The organism is Corynebacterium meridianum, assembly GCF_016342265.1.
Taxonomy (GTDB): domain Bacteria; phylum Actinomycetota; class Actinomycetes; order Mycobacteriales; family Mycobacteriaceae; genus Corynebacterium; species Corynebacterium meridianum.
Genome location: NZ_JAEIOS010000009.1, coordinates 281112 through 301744 on the forward strand (window position 1 = coordinate 281112; position 20633 = coordinate 301744).

Sequence of the window (20633 nt, forward strand, 5' to 3'; positions counted from 1 at the left end):
ACACCGCTGCCCCGGTACCTGTGGTGGGGCCGGGGCAGCGGGGGTCGATCGTTTGGGGGATGCGGGAATCAGCCCTTGTTACGCTGCTTGTCGCGGGAGCGGGCGCGACCGCGCTCGGTGGCGTTGAGGATCGCCTTACGTACCCGGATGACCTCCGGGGTGACCTCGACGCACTCGTCCTGGCCACAGAACTCCATCGCCTCATCGAGAGTCAGGTTGCGGGCCTTGGCGAGCGTGACCGTGGCGTCGGCGTTGGCCGAACGCATGTTGGTCAGCTTCTTCTCGCGGGTGATGTTGATGTCCATGTCCTCGTCGCGGTTGTTCGCGCCGACGACCATGCCCTCGTACGCCTGGGTACCGGGCTCCACGAAGAAGGAACCCCGGTCCGCCAGCTGCTGGAGGGCGTAGGCGGTGATCTGACCGGTACGGTCGGCGACCAGGGAGCCGGAGGCACGGCCCTTGATCTCGCCGGCCCAGGGCTTGTAGCCCTCGGAGTAGTGGTTCGCGATACCGGTGCCGCGGGTCTCGGTCATGAACGTGGTCCGGAAGCCGATCAGGCCGCGGGCCGGGACGGAGAACTCCATGCGGACCCAGTCGGTGCCGGTGTTGTCCATGGACAGCATCTGTCCCTTGCGGGCGGCGAGCAGCTGGGTGATCGCGCCCTGGAACTCGGCGGGAACATCGATGACGATGTGCTCGTAGGGTTCGTGCAGCTTGCCGTCGATGGTGCGGGTGACCACCTGAGGCTTGCCGACGGTGAGCTCGAAGCCCTCGCGGCGCATCGTCTCGACGAGGATGGACAGCGCCATCTCGCCACGACCCTGGACCTCCCAGGCGTCGGGACGCTCGGTCGGGAGAACCTTGATGGAGACGTTGCCGATGAGCTCCTGGTCGAGGCGCGCCTTGACCACGCGGGCGGTGAGCTTGTCTCCGCCGCCACGACCGGCCATCGGGGAGGTGTTGACGCCGATGGTCATCGCGATGGCGGGCTCGTCCACGGTGATCCGCGGCAGGGCGACCGGGTTCTCGGGATCGGCGAGGGTGTCGCCGATCATGATCTCCTCGATACCCGAGATGGCCGCGATGTCGCCGGCGATGACCTCGTCGGTGGGGACACGGTTGACGCCGACGGTGCGGAGCAGTTCGGCGATTTTCGCGGTCTTGGTGTGCTGGTTGCCCTCGGAGTCGTAGTGGATCCAGGCGACCTGCTGGCCCTTCTTCAGACTGCCGGCGTGGACGCGTACGAGACCGATTCGACCGAGGAACGAGCTGGAGTCGAGGTTGGTGACGTGGGCCTGGAGGGGACCGTCGAGGTCGGCGCTCGGCTCCGGGAGAACGTTGTAGAGGACGTCGAAGAGGTCCTGCAGATTCTCGGTGTCGGGGGCGTTGCCGTTGCCGGGGTTCTCGGTCGAGGCCTTGCCCTCGCGGCCGGAGGCGTAGAGCACCGGGAGGTCGAGCAGGCTCTCGGCGGCTTCGGCGGCCTCCGGGTCCTCGATCGTGGAGGCGAGCTCGAGGAGCAGGTCCTGACTCTCGTCGACGACCTCGTCGATACGGGCGTCGGGGCGGTCGGTCTTGTTCACGACGATGATGACCGGCATCTTCGCGGCGAGGGCCTTACCCAGCACGAAGCGGGTCTGGGGCAGCGGCCCCTCGGAGGCGTCGACGAGCAGGACGACACCGTCGACCATGGACAGCGCGCGCTCGACCTCGCCGCCGAAGTCGGCGTGGCCGGGGGTGTCGATGACGTTGATGACGAGATCAGCACCGTCCTTGCCCGCACCCTTCCGGCGGATGGCCGTGTTCTTGGCCAGGATGGTGATGCCCTTTTCCTTTTCCAGGTCCCCGGAGTCCATCACGCGGTCGACGGGTTCGGCGCGTTCCTCGAAGGCGCCGGACTGACGCAGCATGGCGTCGACGAGGGTGGTCTTTCCGTGATCGACGTGCGCGACGATCGCGACGTTACGGAACTCTGTGGTGCTCACTGGTGTTTTCTCTCCTGGCGGAATGCGAACGGAGGGACTGAAGCGCCCTCCGCTGTGTTAATCGGTGGTTCAGCGTACCCGCATCGGTGCCGGAACCACACTTTTCGGCTTTTCGGCTTTTCGGCGTGTGTTCGGCACACCGTGCCGAACGACGCCCACCACGATTGTGTAACGAATCGTTATCTTTCCGCGACACAGGGGGTGACAGCGACGGTGGTTGCCGCATCTTCCCCGCGCCCCCAGCGGCACGGGACACCGCACATCCATCTCAACCCCACCGGTATCACCGGTGCAAAACTAAATAAAAGGGGCTAAAGTTGCGGATGTTGCTCTTGTGAATGATGTGTTCGTGGGTTGATCCCTGTCTCCGGCACCGTAATATTCACCCGTCAGATTCATCCCGTCCCCTTTCTCACGACCCCACAGACAGATGGAGCCCGTCCCCGTGCCCGACACTTCCCGTCGCATCACCCGCCGAATCGCCGCCGCCACCACGGCGCTTCTCGTCTCCACGGCGACTCTCGGTACCGCACCAGCGACCGCAGCCCCTGTAGGTTCAACCCCCTTCGGCTCCAGCATCCCCGGCCTCCCCCAGCTCCCCCCGCCCCCGCTCGACCATCTCGGCCGCCCCGCCCCACACATTCTCCAGCAACTCCGCGACCTCGCGGCACAGGACTTCCTACCCGAGAAGATCCGCGGCATGCTCCTCGCGGCCGTCAGTTTCTTCGAGGGCGGCGGCGAACCGGGGGCACCTATCCCCGAGGATGCCCCCGTATTCGCCCAGTTCGGGTGGCCCACGGTCGCCGAGAACTGCATCGGAGGCGAGAGCAGGGCCACCGGAACGGCGATCGCGGTGCCCGGCCCCGCCGACCTGCCGCTCCCGGGTGTCCCCGCAGGGCACGCGACCTTCGTGTTCACCGCGCTCGGCACCGAGCGCGTCGCGGAGAATCAGCGGGATTCAATGCAGGTCCGCTGGATCAACATCAGCAACCTGCGCACCGGGGTGACCCCCCTCACCTACACCGGCATCAACCCGGACGGTCCCGCCACGGTCGCCGGAACCGCCGACACCGGCTCCGGGACGATCGTCGCGCTCCTCGACGGTGGAGTGACCACCACCGGAGATGACGGCGACTCCACCTGCCGGTTCCTCCCGACCACCGGAATCTTCGACGTGAGGTAACCAGACATGACCGACCTGCACCCCGTGAAGCACGAGAGCTTCGACATCGACGGTGGAACGAACACCGATCCCAAGGGATTCATCCGCGAGGTCGACACCTACCGCGCGACGGACTTCGGCCTCTACATGGCCCGGGGTGCCGATCATCCGAGGTTCGGTTACCTGGAGACCTGGCTCCTCCCGGAACTGGGCCTGCGGGTCAACATCTTCCACTTCCGCGAAGGCGTCGACGTCCACCAGGACTTCTACGTCGATGTCGCCGAGATCACCGCCGGGGCGGACGGGGTGTGGCGCACGCGCGACCTCTACGTCGACCTGGTCTCCGTCACCGGAGAACCCGTCGACGTCATGGACATCGACGAGCTCGCCGCCGCCACCTCGGCCGGCCTGATCTCCGCGGAGGACGCCGAAAGCGCCATCGACACCACACTTCTCGCGGTCGAGGGGATCACCCGCAACGACGACGACCTCATGGCCTGGCTCCGGAAGAAGGGGATCGAGCTCGACTGGGCCGATCCCGCGACGATCACACTCACCCCGCGGAATAGACCTCCGCAGGTGGAACCCGCCTGATCCCCCGCGGATTTCCCGTCCCGGTACCGGCTGACTAAACTGACCTCCCGCCCTGTCGGCCGGACCCCCGGACCGGCACCCCCGCGCACGCGCCCCAGAACCCGATCGGGACAGTGGGACGTCGGCATGCGCTGACACGGCCAAGGAGTCCGCAATGTCCGACGAACACGATCCGACACAGAACGCCCCCATCGACTGCCGGGAAGACGACGTCACCGACACCGACGGACTGTCGGAGGCGATGATCAAGCAGATCAACGAGGGTACGGAGCGCCTGGCCCGTCCGCCGGCGGCGCTGCTCGTCACCGGCATCATGGGCTCGCTGGAGGTCGGTGTCGGGCTGCTCTCCGAGTACATCGTCACCGCCTCCACCGGCAGCGAGATGCTCGGGTCCCTCGCGTTCGCGATCGGTCTCGTCATCATCCTCCTCGCACACTCCGAGCTGTTCACCGAGGGGTTCCTCGTCCCCGTCTCCTCCGTCGTAGCCGGAAAGATGCCTCTCCACCGTCTGATCAGGTTCTGGGCGATCACCTTCGCCGGGAACATCATCGGTGCGGCGGTCATCATGGCGCTCCTCGTCGTCGCCTACCCCGACATGCATCCGCACCTCATCGAGGAGGCCCGGCACTACGCCCTCATGCCCATCGACCCGCAGCACGTCATCCTCGCCGCACTCGGCGGAATGTTCCTGACCCTGGTCACCCGGATGCACCAATTCACCGACGAGGTCGTACCGATGATCATCGCCAGCACCATCGGCGGATTCCTGCTGTCGGCCACGGGCATCGTCCACTCGATCCTCGACACCCTGTTCATCTTCGGTGGACTGTTCACCGGGGACTCGGGACTGGTGTTCACCGACTGGCTCTCCTTCGTCTGGTGGGTCGCCCTGGCCAACCTGATCGGCGGACTGGGCCTCGTCTCGGCCCTGCGCTTCGTCCAGGCGGGCAGTGTCGTCCGGGAGCAGAAGAACGGGTCCTCCGCCGCCGCCCGGGGACACACCCCGGAGCCCGCACAACGGTAGAGTGTCACGGAAAGGGCCCGGAAAACACCGGCCACTCCAGCAACACCCGTTCACGCCCCTACCGCATAGGAATCCACAGACCATGGCCCACCGCATCCGCCGCGCACTCGCATCGACCGCTGCAGGCGTCACGCTGCTGTCTCCACTGGCAGTGGCCGCACCCGCCGGCGCGATCATCGGAGCACACAACGCACACCCCGCACGCGCAGCATCGGCCGTCCGGCTCGCACTCGGGGACATGAGCTGCACCGGCACACTGATCGCCCCGGAGTGGGTCCTCACCGCGAAACACTGCGTCGGGCAGGGCGACACCTCGGAGATCTCCGTCGGCCCGACCTACCGCGCCGAACACCACTTCGCCCGCGAGGTCATTATCCACCCGACGGTCGACCTCACCCTCGTCAAACTGGATCGGCCGTCGGCGGCTCCGGTCGCGCCGCTCTCCGGGCACCACATGCAGCCCGGTGACATCGGACAGGCCGTCGGTTGGGGCGGCATCCACAGCAGCATCGCACCCCCGGTCCAGGAATCCTCAGTCACGGTCCAGCGGCGGGTTACCAACGTTCCCAGCCCCGACCGCTCCGCGACGATGGTCGAGACCTGGGTTGACGGCGGGCGCATCCAGAGGGGCGACTCGGGTGGCCCCGTGTTCATGGACGGCGCGGTCACCGGTGTGATCGCCATGTCGAACGCCGGGGCCGAGCACACGGTCGACGGCACGGTCGCCTGGTATGTCCCGGTCGCGGAGAATCTCGACTGGATCAGCCGGCATTCCGGCGTACCCCGACCCGCGGTCTCCGGGGCCCCTGCCCCGCTCGTCGACGCCACCGCGTACCCGACCATCGCGCCGGTCCGTCCCGCTCCCCTGCCGCTCGGGAGCAGCATGCTGCAGCTTCCGCCCGAACTGTCCTTCCTGACCGGGCAGCACCTCCTGCAGGGGCTGCCCCCGGTCGGTTCCTCCTAGAACGACACCTCGACCGTCCGGTAGCACCCCGGCCAGACAAAGGCCCGGCCCCCTATTCTCATCGTGGGGACGGGCCTTTAGTGCGGAACGAACTCGTCTAGATGGTCTCCCCGAGTTCGATCCCGAGACCGGGCACTGAATCGATGAGATCCCGCGTGTACGCTTCCTTCGCGCCGGCGAAGATTTCGTCGGCGGTATCCGCCTCGACGACCCGCCCCTGCTTCATCACGACGATGTCGCCTGCCGTCTGCCGCGGGGCAGCGGGTTCACGGATGATGAGAGCTTCACCCCATCACCCCGACCCCGACAGACAACACGAGCAGAGCATGTGGAAAAACGCCGGACCTGAAGGCTAATTCGAGCCGCCACCGTATCTCGTAGGATAACAGGCCGAATACTGCCGAATACTGTAGTGACACCTCAGAATCATCAACCCATGACAATCCGGGCCAGAGCAGTTTACATCAGGCGTCACGCTTCCCAATCACTCGACGTGCAAGCGCAACAGCCAAGGGTAATGGGAAAAGAGTGTAGACAAGAATTTTGAGGTAGGGCTCTGTTTCTTCGAGGCCCAGGACATGAGCCGGCCCGCTATCGCCTAATACCATTTCGGCGAAGCTCCAAACAATGATTTGGGTTGCCAGCCAAATCATCAACACGACCAGGAGGAATTTAAGTGATTTCATTTCCGGAGTACACTTTCTTCGTCTCGGAACGGTCTTGATTTGATAAGAACCGCCTTTTCCATTGGCAGCAAGTTACATCGTTGATCGGCCGTAGATTGTCTAGTGCGATTCTGAGAGACCACAGAGCAACCGTAGGTCCTGCTGTCGAACAAAGAAGCTCAGTAATTTTTATAACCATAGTATGACATGGTCAACCGGCCCATGCACATTGGTGCATGCGCACGACATGACATGTGCGTGGACAGAGCCAACCGAAACCACTAAGGTTACCGGGACTGCGATAATCACCTCTTCCAAGACATAAGTATGCAGCAACGTCCACACAGCAGCAGACCCAAGGCACTACAATTGCCGATACTTCCGCGACGCCTACTGGCTGGCCGTGACTGGCGCCCATCTCGATAATCTCTAGGAGTTGAGTTTGTTTCAACCTATCCAGTTTCTTTTAGGCACAACATGGTTTGTGATACTTCCAACAGTGATCGGAATAGCAATCATTTCCAGGGAGATGAAAAAACGGGAGAAAAGAAGTGAATTACGGAGCATTATAGGCCCAGCATTCACGTCCTACCTCCTTGGAATTATCACTGCCACACTATGGCTTTCATGGAATGATTATCACTCCATCAGCGACACATTCCAAACACGACCCCCGGCCGAAGTGTCTATTTGGCAAGTTATAGCTTGTGGGATAACGCTTGCAATCTGTTCAGCATCACTTTCAAAATATAGGGCATCAAGAAAAGGCGAAGCAATCCTTTTCTCTCTCCTACTGACATCGGGCCTATCCACGGTAATGTCATTCGGGGTTTCTTTTGGAGTTGGTGCCCAAGAGGGAGTCGGTGTTATCTTCAGCTTCATGGGAGCGTTCCTTGTATCCGCGGTATTTGGACTAATTGCGCAGGCAACCGTAAAGTCTGATTCCCCCAAGTGATCTCCAACAGACACAATTTGAGCTCAACACATACTCCATAGAAAAGTCGATAGATACCGAAAGGACTTTTATCGGCGGTTACCCTGCCGCCCGCACACCATCGGCGCATACTTCCCGGCCTTGTCGACCCGATCAGACACGCGGGCCGCATCCATGACCGGCCCCTGGGCGGAGCGCCCGGTGGAGAATTATTCCAGTTCACACCGTGATCATGCACTCAACGTCGCAGTGGAATGTGTCCCGTATGATCGACGGCTGCTTCGTTCCGTCTGGGGTGATCCGCTCGACTACCCGACGCTGCCCGTTGCGCACCACATAGCCCACACCTGTAGTCAGCGACCGGTCATCACGGCAGGTCCGAGGCGCATCCCCTACAAACGCCCGGTCACCTCGACGCGCTCGTCCACCACCTTCTGCACCGCACGATTCAGAGCTCCGGTTCGAGGCCACCAGGGATTTCTTATCCTCGGAGGTACCACGCCTCCAGTCGTGGAGGGCGTGGTTCATCACGATGGTAACCGAGCCTGTGGCCTGGGCGGTCTTCAAGGTGCGCACCATCTCCGGGGAATACCACGCCTGCCTCGTCCACGACCACGACAGTATCGGCGTTCGAGCCCAACATCTGCCACTACAGCCCCCGGTTCCGCATCAGTCGTGCGGTCCAGAACTCCGGCTACATCTGCGCCGATACGGCTCCCCCTCCCCTTCCATCACGTCAGCCGCTTTGCCCGTCAGAACCAGCCCGGGAACGGTTTTTCCGGGGTTCTCCCACACACTCCGAGTCGTCTCGAGCGAGGATGTTCCGCCGGCGCAGGCTGGGGCAACGACAACGCAGACCCTCGAAGTCGGAGGGGGCTGCTCGTCGAATACCGTGAGCGAAGCATCCGGCGGCGACATGCCCGGATTCCTCGCTCTCGCCATCATCCTGCTCACCTACTCCGAGTTGTTCACGGTATACAGCCGGTCGGATCCTCCCGATACCCGGAACCGATTCACCGACCGGAAAAGGCCCGACCCCCGATTCTCATCGTGGGTCCGGGCCTTTCGTGCGGAACGAACTCGTCTAGATGGTCGCCCCGAGTTCGATCCCGAGACCGGGCACCGAGTCGATGAGATCCCGGGTGTAGGCCTCCTTCGCGCCGGCGAAGATTTCGTCGGCGGTGCCGGACTCGACGATCTGTCCCTGCTTCATGACGACGATCTCGTCGGCGGTCTGCCGGACGACCGCGAGATCGTGGGTGATGAACAGGTAGCTCAGATCGAGTTCATCCTGGAGGTCCGCCATCAGCTGGAGGATCTGGTTCTGCACCAGGACGTCCAGTGCGGAGACGGCCTCGTCGAGGACGATCACCTCCGGATTCAGCGCGAGTGCCCGGGCGACGGCGATGCGCTGCCGTTGGCCACCGGAGAGTTCGTTGGTGTACCGGCGCATCGTGGACCGGGGCATGGCGACCATGTCGAGCAACTCCGCGACGCGGTTCTCGCGTTCCTTCCGGTTGCCGACCTTGTGTACCTTCAGTGGCTCCTCGATGCACCGGTAGATGGAGTACATCGGGTCCAGGGATCCGTACGGGTTCTGGAAAACGACCTGCAGCTTGCGGCGCATCTCGAACAGTTCCCGACGGTTCAGCGTCGACAGGTCGGTGCCCTTGTAGTAGACCTTCCCGGACGTCGGGTCCAGCAGGTTGAGAATCATGTTCGCGACGGTCGACTTGCCCGAACCGGATTCGCCGACGAGCGCGAGTGTCGTGCCCTTCCGGAGTCCGAAGGTGACGTCGTCGACGGCCTTGAACTTCTTCTTCGAGCCCTTCGCGCCGCGGATGTCGAAGACCTTGGTCAGGTTCTCGACCCGGATGACCTCTTCGTCGGGGATCTTCTCCGCCGAGTGGCTGAGCAGCTCCGCGGTCTCGATGCCCTGTTCCTGGGCCGAGCGGATCCGGGCGCTGGCCAGTGACGGGGCCGCCTTGACCAGGCGCTGCGTGTAGGGGTGCTGCGGGTGCCGCAGGATGTCGAGCGAGGGGCCCGACTCGACGATGCGTCCCCGGTGCATGACTACGAGATGCTCCGCGCGCTCCGCAGCGAGCCCGAGGTCGTGGGTGATGAACAACACGGCGTTGCCGAGGTCGCTCGCCAGGGTCCCGAGATGATCGAGGATCTGCTTCTGCACCGTGACGTCGAGCGCGGAGGTCGGCTCATCGGCGATGAGCAGGTTCGGCCGGGCGGCGAGACCCATACCGATCAGGGCACGCTGACGCATGCCGCCCGAGAACTCGTGCGGGTACTGCTTCGCGCGGCGCTCAGCGTCCGGTAGTCCGGCCTCCTCCAGGAGCTCGGCGACCCGCTTGTCGGCCTCGGCGCCGGTGGCGATGTTGTTGGCCTTCAGCGACTCCTTGATCTGGGTGCCGATCCGCCACACGGGGTTGAGGTTACTCATCGGGTCCTGCGGCACGAGTCCGATCTCGGATCCCCGGTAGGCCTCCATCTCCCTGGACGAGAGCTTCGAGATGTCCTTTCCCTTGTACAGGATCTCCCCGCCGGTGACCTTGCCGGTTCCCGGGAGCAGACCGATCACCGCCATCGCCGTGGTGGATTTACCGGAGCCGGACTCGCCGACGATGGCGACGGACTGGCCCGGGTAGATCGTGAGGTTGACGTTCCGGACCGCCTCGACTGTACCGGTGGACGAGGTGAACGAGACGCAGAGGTCCTTCAGCTCGAGCAGCGGTTCGTCGCCGTGACGGTGCCCCATGGGGCGGGTGCCGTCAGCGTCCGGGGTGGTCGGATTCACTGGATCGCTCATCGCTTCCTCGCCTTCGGGTCGAGGGCGTCACGTACGGCGTCGCCCATCATGATGAAGCTCAGCACGGTCAGTGCCAGAGCCATGGCCGGGTAGAAGAGCACCATCGGCTGCGTGCGCAGCGAGCTCTGGGCCTTCGAGATGTCCCCGCCCCAGCTGACGATCGTCGTCGGCAGGCCGATACCGAGGAACGACAGCGTGGCCTCGGCCACGATGAACATTCCCAGGGCGACGGTCGCGTAGACGATGATCGGCGCCGCCGCGTTGGGCAGCACATGGCTGGTCAGGATCTTCGTGGGGGACGCACCGACGGCGCGGGCCGCCGTGACGTACTCCTCGTTCTTGACGCTCATCACGGCACCGCGGGTGATGCGGGCGATGGAGGTCCAGCCGAACAGTCCGAGCACGATCACGACCGTGGCGATGGTGCGCTGCTCCTTGAACATCTGCATGACCACGATCGCGGCGAGCACGAGCGGGACTGCGAAGAACGTGTCGGTGAGACGGGAGAGAACGGCGTCGATCCAGCCCCCGACGTACCCGGCTACGGAGCCGATCAGGGTGCCGATGAACACGACGAGTGCAGTGGTGAGGATACCGACGGTCACGGAGGCGCGGGCGCCGTAGATCGTCCGGGCGAAGATGTCGCAGCCCTGGCGGTCGAAGCCGAAGGGGTGCCCCTCACGGGGTCCCCCCAGCGAGTTCGACAACTCGCACAGGGTCGGGTCCGTGGAGGTGAACAGTCCCGGGAAGGCGGCCAGGAGCACCGCGATGAAGATCAGTGTGGCGGAGACCCAGAACAGCGGGCGACGGCGCAGGTAGCGCCACGACTCCCCCCACACACTGGTCGGTGCGGACTCGTCGGCCACCGCGTCGACGGCACCGAGCCCGGTTTCGTCGGTCTCCGCGATGAAGTGGTTCTGGCCGCGACGGTTCGAGGGGAAGAGCGTTCCCGCGGCGTCCTCGACGGTGGGGCTGGGCAGTGGCTTGTCGATGTTGTCATGCATAGCGGATCCTCGGGTCGAGAATGGCGTAGAACAGGTCCACGAGAAGGTTCGCCACGATGTAGACGATGACCAGGACGGTGGTGAAACTGACCACCGTGGTCGGCTCGCCCTTCAGGATGGCGTTGAACATGGTGCCGCCGACACCGTTGATGCCGAAGATGCCCTCGGTGACGATCGCGCCGCCCATCAGGGCACCGAGATCCGCGCCGAGGAAGGTGGTCACCGGGATCATCGAGTTACGCATCACGTGGCGGACCATGACGGAGTTGTTTCTCAGGCCCTTGGCCCGTGCGGTGCGGACGTAGTCCGCGGTGAGGTTCTCGGACACGGACTGACGGGTCAACCGGAGGACGTAGGCGAGGGATACCGCGCCGAGCACCATGGCCGGCATGAGCAGGTTCTTGATCGTGTCGTGGGGTCCCACCGTCGAGGGCAGCAGACTGAACTTCACCCCGATCACGTACTGGAACACGAAACCGATCACGAAGCTCGGAACCGCGATGACGATGAGCGAGATCACCAGGACGGTCGAGTCGAAGATGCCGCCGCGGCGGATGCCCGCGATGAAACCGAAACCGACTCCGATGACGGTCTCGAAGATCAGCGCCATCAACGCCAGCTTGATGGTCACCGGGAATGCGTTGGCCATGACGGAACTGACTGGCTGACCGGAGAAGGTGGTGCCGAAGTCAAGGGAGGCGATGCCCTTGAGATAGAGCAGGTACTGGACGATGAAGGGCTTGTCGAGGTTGTATTCGGCCCTGATCCGCTCGGCGGCGGCCTCGGTGAGTCCACGGTCACCTCCGAGCGCCTGAACCGGATCACCGGGCATGAGGAATACGAGTGCATAGATGAGGAACGTCGCACCGAAGAAGACCGGGATCATCTGGAGCAGACGGCGCCCTACGTAACGCAGCATGGGGGTTCCTTCTGTCGGAGGGGAGGTAGGGGGCGAAAACTGGAAATGGAGGGACCGGAATATGGGGACAGGCCCCGGGCCACCGAAGCGGGGATCCGGGGCCTGTCGTGGACCGGTACACCGGGGAGTGTCGGACACCCCGGCCGCCGGACCATGAGATCCCTCACCGGACGGGTCGCCCCGACGGTGGAGCGTTGACGCCGGGATCACCCGGCGTCAGGGCCCTACTTCTTGGTGATCCCGTAGTAGATCGGCTGCGAGTTCCAGCCGAACTCGACGTTGTCGACCTCAGAGGACCAGCCGGCCGTGACGTTCGAGTACCACAGCGGGATGACGGGCAGATCCTGCAGCAGGATCTCCTGCGCCTCGTTGTAGAGCTTGGTGGCCTCGTCGACGTCGGATGCGCCGGCGGCCTGGCTCAGCTTGTCGTCGAAGGCCTTCGACGAGTAGTCGCCGTCGTTGGAACCGGCACCGGTGGCGTATACCGGGGCGAGGAAGTTACCCACGGACGGGTAGTCGGCCTGCCAACCGGTCCGGAAAGCGCCGGAGATGGTGCGGTTGGTCACGTCGTCACGCAGGGACTTGAAGTCCGGGTACGGGTTGCCGACGGCGTCGATGCCGAGCGTGTTCTTGATGGAGTTCGCCACCGCATCGACCCAGGCCTGGTGCCCGCCGTCGGCGTTGTAGGAGATGGTGAACTGTCCGGTCCACGGGGAGATGGCGTCGGCCTTGTCCCACAGTTCCTTGGCCTTCTCCGGGTTGTACTCGAGAACCTCGGCGCCCTTCAGGGAGTCGCTGTGGCCGTCGATGACCGGGGAGGAGAAGTCCGTGGCGGGGGTACGCGTGCCGTCGAAGATCTTGTCCGTGATCTCCTCGCGGTTGACGGACATGGAGATCGCCTCGCGTCGCAGCTGGCCTTCCTCGCCGTTGAAGTGCTCGAGCTTCTGCGGGATGGTGAAGGACTGGAAGACGGCGGAGGGCTGGTTCGCCCAGCGACCGTCGAGTTCGTCCTTGTAGTTGGCGAAGGCGGAGTCCGGGATAGCGTCCAGGACGTCGAGGTTGCCGTCCAGCAGTGCGACGTAGGCCGCGTCCTGCTTCGGGTAGAAGATGAACTCGATGCCGTCGTTCTGCACCTTCCGGCCACCGTCGTAGTCCTCGTTCGGGACCATGGTCAGGGAATCGTTGTGGGCCCACTTCGCGACCTTGTAGGGGCCGTTGCCGATCGGCTCCTGGCCGAAGGCGTCCATGTCGTCGAACGCCACGTCCGGCAGCGGGTAGAAGGCGGAGTAGCCGAGGCGCAGCGGGAAGTCGGCTTCCGGCTGCGCCAGGGTGACCGTGAATGTGTGCTCGTCGTTGATCTCCAGGCCTGTCAGCGGCTTGCCCTCCTCGTAGCCCTCGATGGGCTCGAAGAAGTAGCTTGACAGGGTCTCGTTCTCGACGGCGTAGTTCCAGGCGTCGACGAAGCTCTTAGACGTGACCGGGGAACCGTCGGAGAAGGTCTCCCCCTCCTTGATCTTGATGACGAACTTCTTGTTGCCGTCCTCCGGGGTGATGGATTCGGCGAGCTCGTTGTGGACCTTGCCCTCCGCGTCGTAGTACGCGAGGCCCGCGAAGATGCTCTCGACGATGCGCCCGCCACCGGTCTCGTTGGTGTTCTGCGGCACCAGCGGGTTCTGCGGCTCGGAGCCCCAGGCCGTGATGTAGTTGCTGCCACCCGAACCGCCGCTCGCGCCGCTCCCACCCTCGGAATCGGACGAACAGGCGGACACGGACACGGCGAGTGCGGCCGCGGTCATCGCGGCGATGGTTTTCTTAAGAGTCATGCGGGGGACCTCCAGTAGGGTGAACGGGAACCCGACAGTTGTGTTGTCTCGTTGTCAACTGCGTGTTTCACTGTGGGTCATCTTAACTGTGACCCACCTCAATTATCGAGAGACCGACCCGCCTGTGTCATATCGGCAATCCGCTACAGTCGCACCATCCCCCCTGAAACTCGCTGTACCTGCACCTTTGACGATCGAAGGTCCGCCCGAAAGGTCTGACACGTTACCGAATCGTTACTGGAACTCAGGTGAAATTCAGGTGATGTGAACCTGACAGAAAACCCAGAGATTCAGTTAGCCCGCGGTTAAACGGAGGGCCGGGAACACGACATCCCGGCTCAGCGGAGCCAGCGAAGACGCCGTCGAATCGACCGGAAAGAAACGCGCCTCCTCGATCTCGGCCCGCACCTCGGGCAGCCCGTGCACAGGGTGAGGATGGACGAATACGTCACAGTCGACGCTGCATCCGGCCTCATTCGCCGCCGGCGCGCTGAATCTTCCTAGGAACGACAGCGTCGACCCGTCCAGGTCGAGACCGAGTTCCTCGGAGATCTCCCGGACCGCCGCCTGTCTACCGGTCTCCCCCGCTTCAAGCTTCCCGCCCGGCATCATGAACGCGCCGGTTCCCCGCTTGCGCACGCTGAGGATGCCTCCGTCAGTGTTGCGGAGTACGACGGCTGCGATCCGGATGACTGTCATGACGCCTGATCCTATCCGCCGGTGACGACGAGATCGACGGCTGACAGGACGTTGGCGGGATCCGCGGCATGGCGTTCCTCCTGGTTCGCCCAGTGGTCCCACCATGCGACGAACCCCGGGTCCCGGGCCAGGGCACGCTCCCTGCGTTCAGTCGCCCTGAGCTCGACTCGGGCGGTGACGCTGCGGCCCCGCCTTCGCGCAGCCCGGAGATTCTCCGGGGTCAGCGTTCCCACTCCCTCGACGATGAGAACCTCGGACGGATCGAGTGGGACCCACCCACCGGACCGGTTGTTTTCCCAGTCCCACCGGGTGAATCCGGGATTCACCGGTGCGAGCACATCGCGGGCCACCATCCGACTCCCCTCAGCCAGTCCACCCCAACCGGGATAGAAATCGTCGAGGTGCACCACCCTGTGGCCCGTCCGCTCCGCGACCGCCCGGGCGAGCGTCGTCTTTCCGGAGCCCGACCGTCCGCCGATGAGTATCGTGCGGGCGCCCCGGGCGCAGGCGTCGGCGAGCACATCCACCGCGACATCGAAGGACACGGTCCTGTCCATCAGACCCCCAGGAAACGGAAGTCACCGGTGGCGACCGCGACGCCCAACGACAGCAGGGAGACCGCGAGACAGCCGCCCATCAGGACCCAGTCCCGCGGGTGCAGACGGGTGGGTCTCGCCCAGGTGCGGGTGATCTCCGCGCCGAAGGCCCGGGCCTCCATGGCGGTGGCCAGCTTGGCTCCGCGTCGCAGTGCAAGGACGAGGAGACCGAAGAGCATGGTCACACCACGGGCGATGCGACCGTCGTCGGCCAACCCCCGGGACCGTCGGGCCCTCCCCATCGCCTGCCAGTCGCGTCTGAACAGGGTTGCCAGACGGACTCCGGCGACCGTGCCGATGACGAACTTCGCCGGCAGGTGCCAGATCTGCGCGAGACTGTCCCCGAGATCCGTCGGGTCGGTCCTCCCGATCATCACGATGGCGGGCAGGCCGATGGCGAAGATGCGGACCATGATCGCCAGCGCGAGCTGAATCGAATTGTCCGTCACGTGGATCCAACCGTAGGAGAGGTACTCCGTGCCCTCCGGTCGGCCGTACAGCACCATCGAGATCCCCGACAGCGGTGCCGCCAGAAACAGCGGCCACGCACGAATCGGCAGCCTCCGGATCTCCGTCCCGGTGAACGGAAGTGCGATGAGGATGGCACCGAGGCAGCAGGCGGCGGACACGACGTCGATCGACAGCAGCAACGGCGTGGTCAGAAGGGCGAGTCCCGCGATCCGGGCCACCGGGTTGGTGCGCGCGAGGAGATCAGGCATGTTTCCCCACCTCTATCCTGTGGTCCCCGAGAGCCCCCGCGAACAGCCGGTCGTGGGTGATCGACGCCAGAGTCACCCCTGAATCGACGAGCCCGCGCAGCAGCAGCACCAGCTCGGTGAATGTCCGGCGGTCCTGCCCGAAGGTCGGTTCGTCGAGGATGAGGACCGACGGGGTGGTGACGAGCGCGGTGGCCACGCTCAACCGGCGTTTTTGCCCGCCGGAGAGGGAGAACGGATTGGCCTCCGCGAGATGGTCGAGGCGCAGGCGTACGAGGAGCTCATCCACCCGCTCCCTGTCGGCGGCGGTGACCGCGTCCGCGGGTGCGCGTCCGGTGAGTCGACGCCACAGTCCGAGACGACCGCGCCCGCCTGCGGTGACGGCCGGACCGATCAACAGTTCCGAGCGGACCGTCCGGGCGACGAACTGGTGTTCCGGATCCTGGAACACGAATCCGATGCGGGTCGCCAGATCGCGGGACGGCCAGGAGTGCGGCCCACCCGACAGTCCCGCGGCGACGCGCTCGCCGGCGTGGACGGTTCCTCCGAGGGGGTCGAGCAGGCCCGCCAGCGTGAGCGCGAGGGTGGACTTTCCGGCACCGTTCGGTCCGGTGACCACAGTGGACCGACCTTCCGGGAGGATCAGGTCGTGGGACTCCCCCACAGGCCGGCCCTCCTCCCACCCGACGGTGAGTTTCTCCGCGCTGAGCGCGGGAACGAGGTCGATGCCGTCCACGGGATCCGCGGAAGAAAGGTCCAGGGGTATTCCGGGGACCCAGACCCCGTTCTCCGCAAGGTGGGCACCCTCTGCGGCGATCACGTCGTCGAGTGGTCCGGCGGCGATCAGACCGCGGTCGGCGGTGCCGAGTACGAGTGCGCGGTCGACGACACCGGACCAGATCTCCACCCGGTGTTCGACAACGATGAGGGTGGCTCCCGTCTCCCGCACGACGCGGTCGACTGCGTCCCGGACCTCGGCGACGCCGTCGGGGTCGAGGTTCGCGGTGGGCTCGTCGAGCAGGATCAGGCGCGCGCCCATGGCGATGACGCCGGCGAGGGCGAGGCGTTGCTTCTGGCCGCCGGACAATTCCGCGGTCGGGTGATCCAGTGGGAGATCGAGTCCGACCATCTCCAGCGCACGGGCGACGCGACGCCAGATCTCCTCGCGCCCGATGCCCAGGTTCTCACAGCCGAAGGCGACATCGTCGCCCACCCGGGATGAGATGACCTGGGAATCCGGGTCCTGCAGAACCATCCCGACGACTCCGCGGGCCCGTTCGGGCGGACACCCGTCGACCAGGAGTGTTCCCTGACGGTCCCCCTCATCATCACCGCCGAGGACGCCTGCGATCGCGGCGAGGAGAGTGGATTTCCCGGATCCGGACTCCCCGAGCAACAGAATGCGCTGGCCCGGTTCGATGTCCAGGTCGAGATCGGAGATGGTGGGGTGCAGACGCCCGGCGTGCCGCCAACCGAAACCGGTCGCGCGGACCTCCGCTCCCCGGGGACCGGCACCGGTCGAGGGGTCCGGTGCCACGGTCTAGACCTGCCGCTGGCGTTCACGCCCGGCGGCGAAGCGGTCCAGCGCACCGGTAGCAGCCAGTGCACGGACGAGGAGCCAGGAACAGATGCCGGCGATGACCGCGCCGGAGACAAGGAGTGTGGCGAGGTAGGTGACCTGGAATTCGGTCGACTTTCCGAAGTTGCCGGAGAGGAATCCCTCGAGAACCCATGCGCCGGCGCCCGCTCCGGCACCGGCGAGCGCGGCGACGACCGGTCCGAAGCGGTGGTAGAGGAAGACCGCGAGGATGATCTCCGCGCCGAGGCCCTGCGCGATACCGGAGTAGAGGGTGCTTATCCCCCACTGGTTGCCGAGTCCCGCGGAGACGGAGGCGGCGATGACCTCACACAGAAGCGCGGCTCCCGGCTTGCGGATCACCAGGCCACCGAGGACACCCGCGAACAGCCAGGGGCCGACGGCGAGGCCACCGAACCCCGGGGTGACGGCGCTGATCGATTCGTAGAAGGCGCCGCCGGGGCCGTTGTAGACCCAGAACACGAGGCCTGCGGCGACCCCCAGGACTGCGAGTGCGATGATGTCGATCACCCGCCAACTCTTCTTTGACGGTGCGGTGACCGTGATCGGTGTGCGGGTTTCGGGCACAGAAGTGCTCATTGTTTTCCTCATCTCCCTAGCGCCGGCATTACCCGGATCAGGTTGTTACGGTCATCGGTGCGCCGCGGGCTCGAACATCTCGCGGTCAACCGACGTCTCAGCCCGATTCACGCTCGGACACCCGTGGGACCGGGCCAATGATACAGACCGCCCCGGGTGGACGCGAGGCGGCGATGCCGCCGCCATTTTCGCGACTATCCCGGCGACCACCCCCGAAAGAATGCATCGGGGTACCGGAACCCGGTTGACTGTTCCATCCGGGACCGGTGAACGGGCTTCCCCGCGCCCGAGATTCCCGCACCGGGGGTTTGCGGCTATCCTGAAGTGATGATGAATCACAGCAGTCACAGCAGAACCAGTGGCCCCATGGGCGATCTGCTGCACGGACGGATGGCCCGCGCTGGCAGACCCACCGCGGCATTACTGGCATGCTTCGCCGCCGTCTCCGCCCTGAGCACCGGCTGCGCCGACCACAACCATTCCGAAGTGACGCTCGCGGGCACCTCGGGCATCGGAAGCAGCCCCGCGGATGCCACCGGAACCACGCCATCGCAACCGTTACCGAAGGACCCCTCACGCACCTGTCCCGCAGAACAGCTCGACGCGACCGTCGACTCCACCAGCGCCGGTGCAGGCCACACCTTCTACTCGATCCGACTGACCAACACCGGTGACCCGTGCTCCCTGTCCGGTTACCCCGGGGTATCCCTCATCGACGCCGCAGGGAACCAGGTGGGAGCGGCAGCTGACAGGGAAATCGGGGCGAAGGGGACCCCCGTCCGGCTGGAAAACGGCTCATCGGCGGTCTTCTCCACGAGATTCAGCCAGCCGTACGCCTACGAGGCCGAGGTCTGCCAGCCCACCGAACGCGCCCAGCAGATCAAGATCTATCCACCGAACGACACCGGTTGGCTGACGATCCCGGTGAGCCAACCAACCTGCGGTTCCGAACGGGTCCCCACGATAACCGTGACCGGGGTCAGCGCGGGCTGATCACTCCACCTTCGCCCCGCATCCCGCATCGGACATGGCCTGCCGCACCGCCTCCACCGACGTCCGCAACAGCGCCTCCTCCTCATCGGTGAGCTGGGGAGCCACACGACGTACGACGCCTCCTCTACCGATCACACACGGCAGCGAGACGGAGACGTCGCGAAGTCCGTACTCGCCGTCCAGGGGATACGTCGCGGGGTACACGGCGCGCTCGTCGAGCAGCACAGCCCGCGCCATCACGATCGCGGACTGCGCCACTCCGGCGTTCGTCCAGCCCTTGGCGTTGAAGACGTCGTAGGCCGCCCTGACGACATCATGGGCGAGTTCATCCAGCTCATAGGGATCACCGCCGAACGCGTCACCGAGTCCGGAATTCGGCACACCAGCCACGGAGACCAGGCTCAATGCCGGGACAGCGGACAGGCCGTGTTCCCCGAGCATCAGTCCGTGCACGGAACTCGGGTCGATACCGTGGCGATCCGCGATGAGCCGCCGCATCCGTGCCGAATCCAGCATCGTTCCGGTACCGAAGACCCGCCCGAGGGGAAATCCGAACTCCGTCGCCGCTATGTGGGCCATCGTGTCGCAGGGGTTGGTGATCACGATGACGACCGGATCGAGCGTCACCGCGGCGATGTCGCCCATCACCTGGCGGATCACCGCGGCGTTCGTCTTCGCGAGCTCGGCGCGATCCGGCACCCTGTTCTCCTCCGAGGGGACGATCGACGGGCCCGCCGCGACGATGATGACGTCGGCGTCCGCGCAGTCGCCGTAGTCACCGGCGTGGACATCGACGTTGACCCTCGTATTGAGCGCGGTCGCGTGATGCTGGTCCAGGGCCTCACCGAGCGCCACCCCGTCGGCGGTGTCGATCAGCGCGATCTCGCCGTAGAGTCCGGATGCGACCGCATCCGCGAGGACATAGGAGCCGACGTGCCCCAGTCCGACGATGACGAGTTTGTTCACGTGTGTGTTCATGTATCCAACCCCTCGGGTGTCAGGTCGTCAGAAGGAGATCCGGTGGACAGGGTGGCACCACAGCGCATCTCCATTTGTGCACCTCCGACGGTACCGCCAAACTCTCCGCGAGGGTAGGTTCTTCAGACATGGCCAGTGGACTTCTCGACGCAGCGGTACTCCTCGGTATCGGGTTGCTCGGAATCGCCGTCGCCGCAGGTCTCGTCTTCCGCCGCATCCGGCTGCGACGGAGCTGGTACCGCACCGAGGGCACCATCATCGATGCGGTACCGCGGCCCGGCACGCCCGCCGATGACCCGTTCCGGTGTGCGGTGATCACCTTCACGGGCCCCGACGGCGGCCTCCACCAGTGGACCGACCCGCACCACACCTCCTTCGCCCGGGAACAGGTCGGCCAACGGGTCGACCTGTTCATCACGAAGCACGGCACCGGTGACGTCCGCCGGCCCCCGACGGTCGACCCCTTCTTCTTCGTCGTCACGTTTCTCGCTGTCGGAGGACTGGCGCTCATCATGGCGGGTGTCGTGCTCGGCACCGAGGCCACACTGCGATAGCCGGGAAATCCGCCACGTACCATTGCGTG

20 protein-coding genes are annotated in these 20633 nt (G+C 65.0%); 7 read left to right on the top strand and 13 right to left on the bottom strand.

The genetic code is table 11. The annotated features are described in order from the left end of the window. Positions 1 to 68: 68 nt before the first annotated feature. Positions 69 to 1982: a translational GTPase TypA gene (gene typA / locus JDV75_RS01300; RefSeq protein WP_198737446.1), complete on the bottom strand. Its 1914-nt coding sequence runs from the start codon at positions 1980 to 1982 to the stop codon at positions 69 to 71. 445 nt (positions 1983 to 2427) lie between these two features. Here typA and JDV75_RS01305 point away from each other — a divergent pair, with 445 nt between their 5' ends. The 4 genes from JDV75_RS01305 to JDV75_RS01320 all read left to right on the top strand — a co-directional run bounded on the left by JDV75_RS01305 (position 2428) and on the right by JDV75_RS01320 (position 5726). Next, on the top strand, positions 2428 to 3165 hold the full coding sequence (locus tag JDV75_RS01305) for an Rv1157c family protein (RefSeq protein WP_232958050.1): 738 nt from the start codon (positions 2428 to 2430) through the stop codon (positions 3163 to 3165). Between the two features lie 6 nt (positions 3166 to 3171). After that, positions 3172 to 3738, top strand: a complete 567-nt coding sequence (locus tag JDV75_RS01310; protein ID WP_198737448.1) for a ribonuclease FAU-1 family protein — start codon at positions 3172 to 3174, stop codon at positions 3736 to 3738. 154 nt (positions 3739 to 3892) lie between these two features. Further along, entirely contained in the window at positions 3893 to 4762 is an 870-nt protein-coding gene (locus JDV75_RS01315; RefSeq protein ID WP_198737449.1) for a formate/nitrite transporter family protein, read from the top strand. Between the two features lie 82 nt (positions 4763 to 4844). Then, positions 4845 to 5726: a S1 family peptidase gene (locus JDV75_RS01320; protein WP_198737450.1), complete on the top strand. Its 882-nt coding sequence runs from the start codon at positions 4845 to 4847 to the stop codon at positions 5724 to 5726. 97 nt (positions 5727 to 5823) lie between these two features. Here JDV75_RS01320 and JDV75_RS12080 read toward each other — a convergent pair whose 3' ends face one another. Then, on the bottom strand, positions 5824 to 5952 hold the full coding sequence (locus tag JDV75_RS12080; RefSeq protein ID WP_255520483.1) for a hypothetical protein: 129 nt from the start codon (positions 5950 to 5952) through the stop codon (positions 5824 to 5826). Positions 5953 to 6890: 938 nt separating this feature from the next. On the opposite strand from JDV75_RS12080, the gene JDV75_RS01325 reads away from it, so the two are divergent. Then, entirely contained in the window at positions 6891 to 7346 is a 456-nt protein-coding gene (locus tag JDV75_RS01325; RefSeq protein WP_198737451.1) for a hypothetical protein, read from the top strand. A gap of 648 nt (positions 7347 to 7994) precedes the next feature. Here JDV75_RS01325 and JDV75_RS12280 read toward each other — a convergent pair. The 10 genes from JDV75_RS12280 to JDV75_RS01370 all read right to left on the bottom strand — a co-directional run bounded on the left by JDV75_RS12280 (position 7995) and on the right by JDV75_RS01370 (position 18079). Beyond that, a complete protein-coding gene (locus tag JDV75_RS12280) occupies positions 7995 to 8270 on the bottom strand; it encodes an AAA family ATPase (protein ID WP_418884368.1) in 276 nt (91 codons plus the stop codon). A gap of 139 nt (positions 8271 to 8409) precedes the next feature. After that, positions 8410 to 10095, bottom strand: coding sequence for a dipeptide ABC transporter ATP-binding protein (locus tag JDV75_RS01330; protein ID WP_198737658.1), 1686 nt, complete (start codon positions 10093 to 10095; stop codon positions 8410 to 8412). A 47-nt stretch (positions 10096 to 10142) separates the two neighbouring features. Continuing rightward, positions 10143 to 11150 (bottom strand): ABC transporter permease, encoded by a 1008-nt coding sequence (locus JDV75_RS01335; protein ID WP_198737452.1) that lies wholly within the window; start codon positions 11148 to 11150, stop codon positions 10143 to 10145. Continuing rightward, positions 11143 to 12069, bottom strand: a complete 927-nt coding sequence (locus tag JDV75_RS01340; RefSeq protein ID WP_198737453.1) for an ABC transporter permease — start codon at positions 12067 to 12069, stop codon at positions 11143 to 11145. The genes JDV75_RS01335 and JDV75_RS01340 overlap by 8 nt, the downstream gene beginning before the upstream one ends. A gap of 224 nt (positions 12070 to 12293) precedes the next feature. Continuing rightward, positions 12294 to 13892, bottom strand: coding sequence for a peptide ABC transporter substrate-binding protein (locus tag JDV75_RS01345; RefSeq protein ID WP_198737454.1), 1599 nt, complete (start codon positions 13890 to 13892; stop codon positions 12294 to 12296). Positions 13893 to 14186: 294 nt separating this feature from the next. Continuing rightward, positions 14187 to 14591 carry an NUDIX hydrolase gene (locus tag JDV75_RS01350; RefSeq protein WP_198737455.1) on the bottom strand — a complete coding sequence of 135 codons (405 nt, stop codon included), beginning with the start codon at positions 14589 to 14591 and terminating at the stop codon, positions 14187 to 14189. Positions 14592 to 14602: 11 nt separating this feature from the next. Continuing rightward, the gene (locus JDV75_RS01355; RefSeq protein ID WP_198737456.1) at positions 14603 to 15148 is read right to left on the bottom strand and encodes a nucleoside/nucleotide kinase family protein; all 546 of its coding nucleotides are present in this window, start codon (positions 15146 to 15148) and stop codon (positions 14603 to 14605) included. Then, a complete protein-coding gene (locus JDV75_RS01360) occupies positions 15148 to 15906 on the bottom strand; it encodes an energy-coupling factor transporter transmembrane component T family protein (RefSeq protein ID WP_198737457.1) in 759 nt (252 codons plus the stop codon). Before JDV75_RS01360 ends, JDV75_RS01355 begins: the two co-directional genes overlap by 1 nt. Continuing rightward, positions 15899 to 17440, bottom strand: a complete 1542-nt coding sequence (locus JDV75_RS01365) for an ATP-binding cassette domain-containing protein (protein ID WP_198737458.1) — start codon at positions 17438 to 17440, stop codon at positions 15899 to 15901. Before JDV75_RS01365 ends, JDV75_RS01360 begins: the two co-directional genes overlap by 8 nt. A 3-nt stretch (positions 17441 to 17443) precedes the next feature. After that, positions 17444 to 18079, bottom strand: a complete 636-nt coding sequence (locus JDV75_RS01370) for an ECF transporter S component (protein WP_198737459.1) — start codon at positions 18077 to 18079, stop codon at positions 17444 to 17446. Positions 18080 to 18445: 366 nt separating this feature from the next. Between JDV75_RS01370 and JDV75_RS01375 the strand changes: the two genes are divergently transcribed. Further along, a complete protein-coding gene (locus JDV75_RS01375) occupies positions 18446 to 19072 on the top strand; it encodes a DUF4232 domain-containing protein (protein WP_198737460.1) in 627 nt (208 codons plus the stop codon). Here JDV75_RS01375 and JDV75_RS01380 read toward each other — a convergent pair whose 3' ends face one another. Then, on the bottom strand, positions 19073 to 20050 hold the full coding sequence (locus JDV75_RS01380; RefSeq protein ID WP_232958051.1) for a lactate/malate family dehydrogenase: 978 nt from the start codon (positions 20048 to 20050) through the stop codon (positions 19073 to 19075). Positions 20051 to 20178: 128 nt separating this feature from the next. Between JDV75_RS01380 and JDV75_RS01385 the strand changes: the two genes are divergently transcribed. Then, the gene (locus JDV75_RS01385; RefSeq protein ID WP_198737461.1) at positions 20179 to 20604 is read left to right on the top strand and encodes a DUF3592 domain-containing protein; all 426 of its coding nucleotides are present in this window, start codon (positions 20179 to 20181) and stop codon (positions 20602 to 20604) included. Positions 20605 to 20633: the final 29 nt, after the last annotated feature.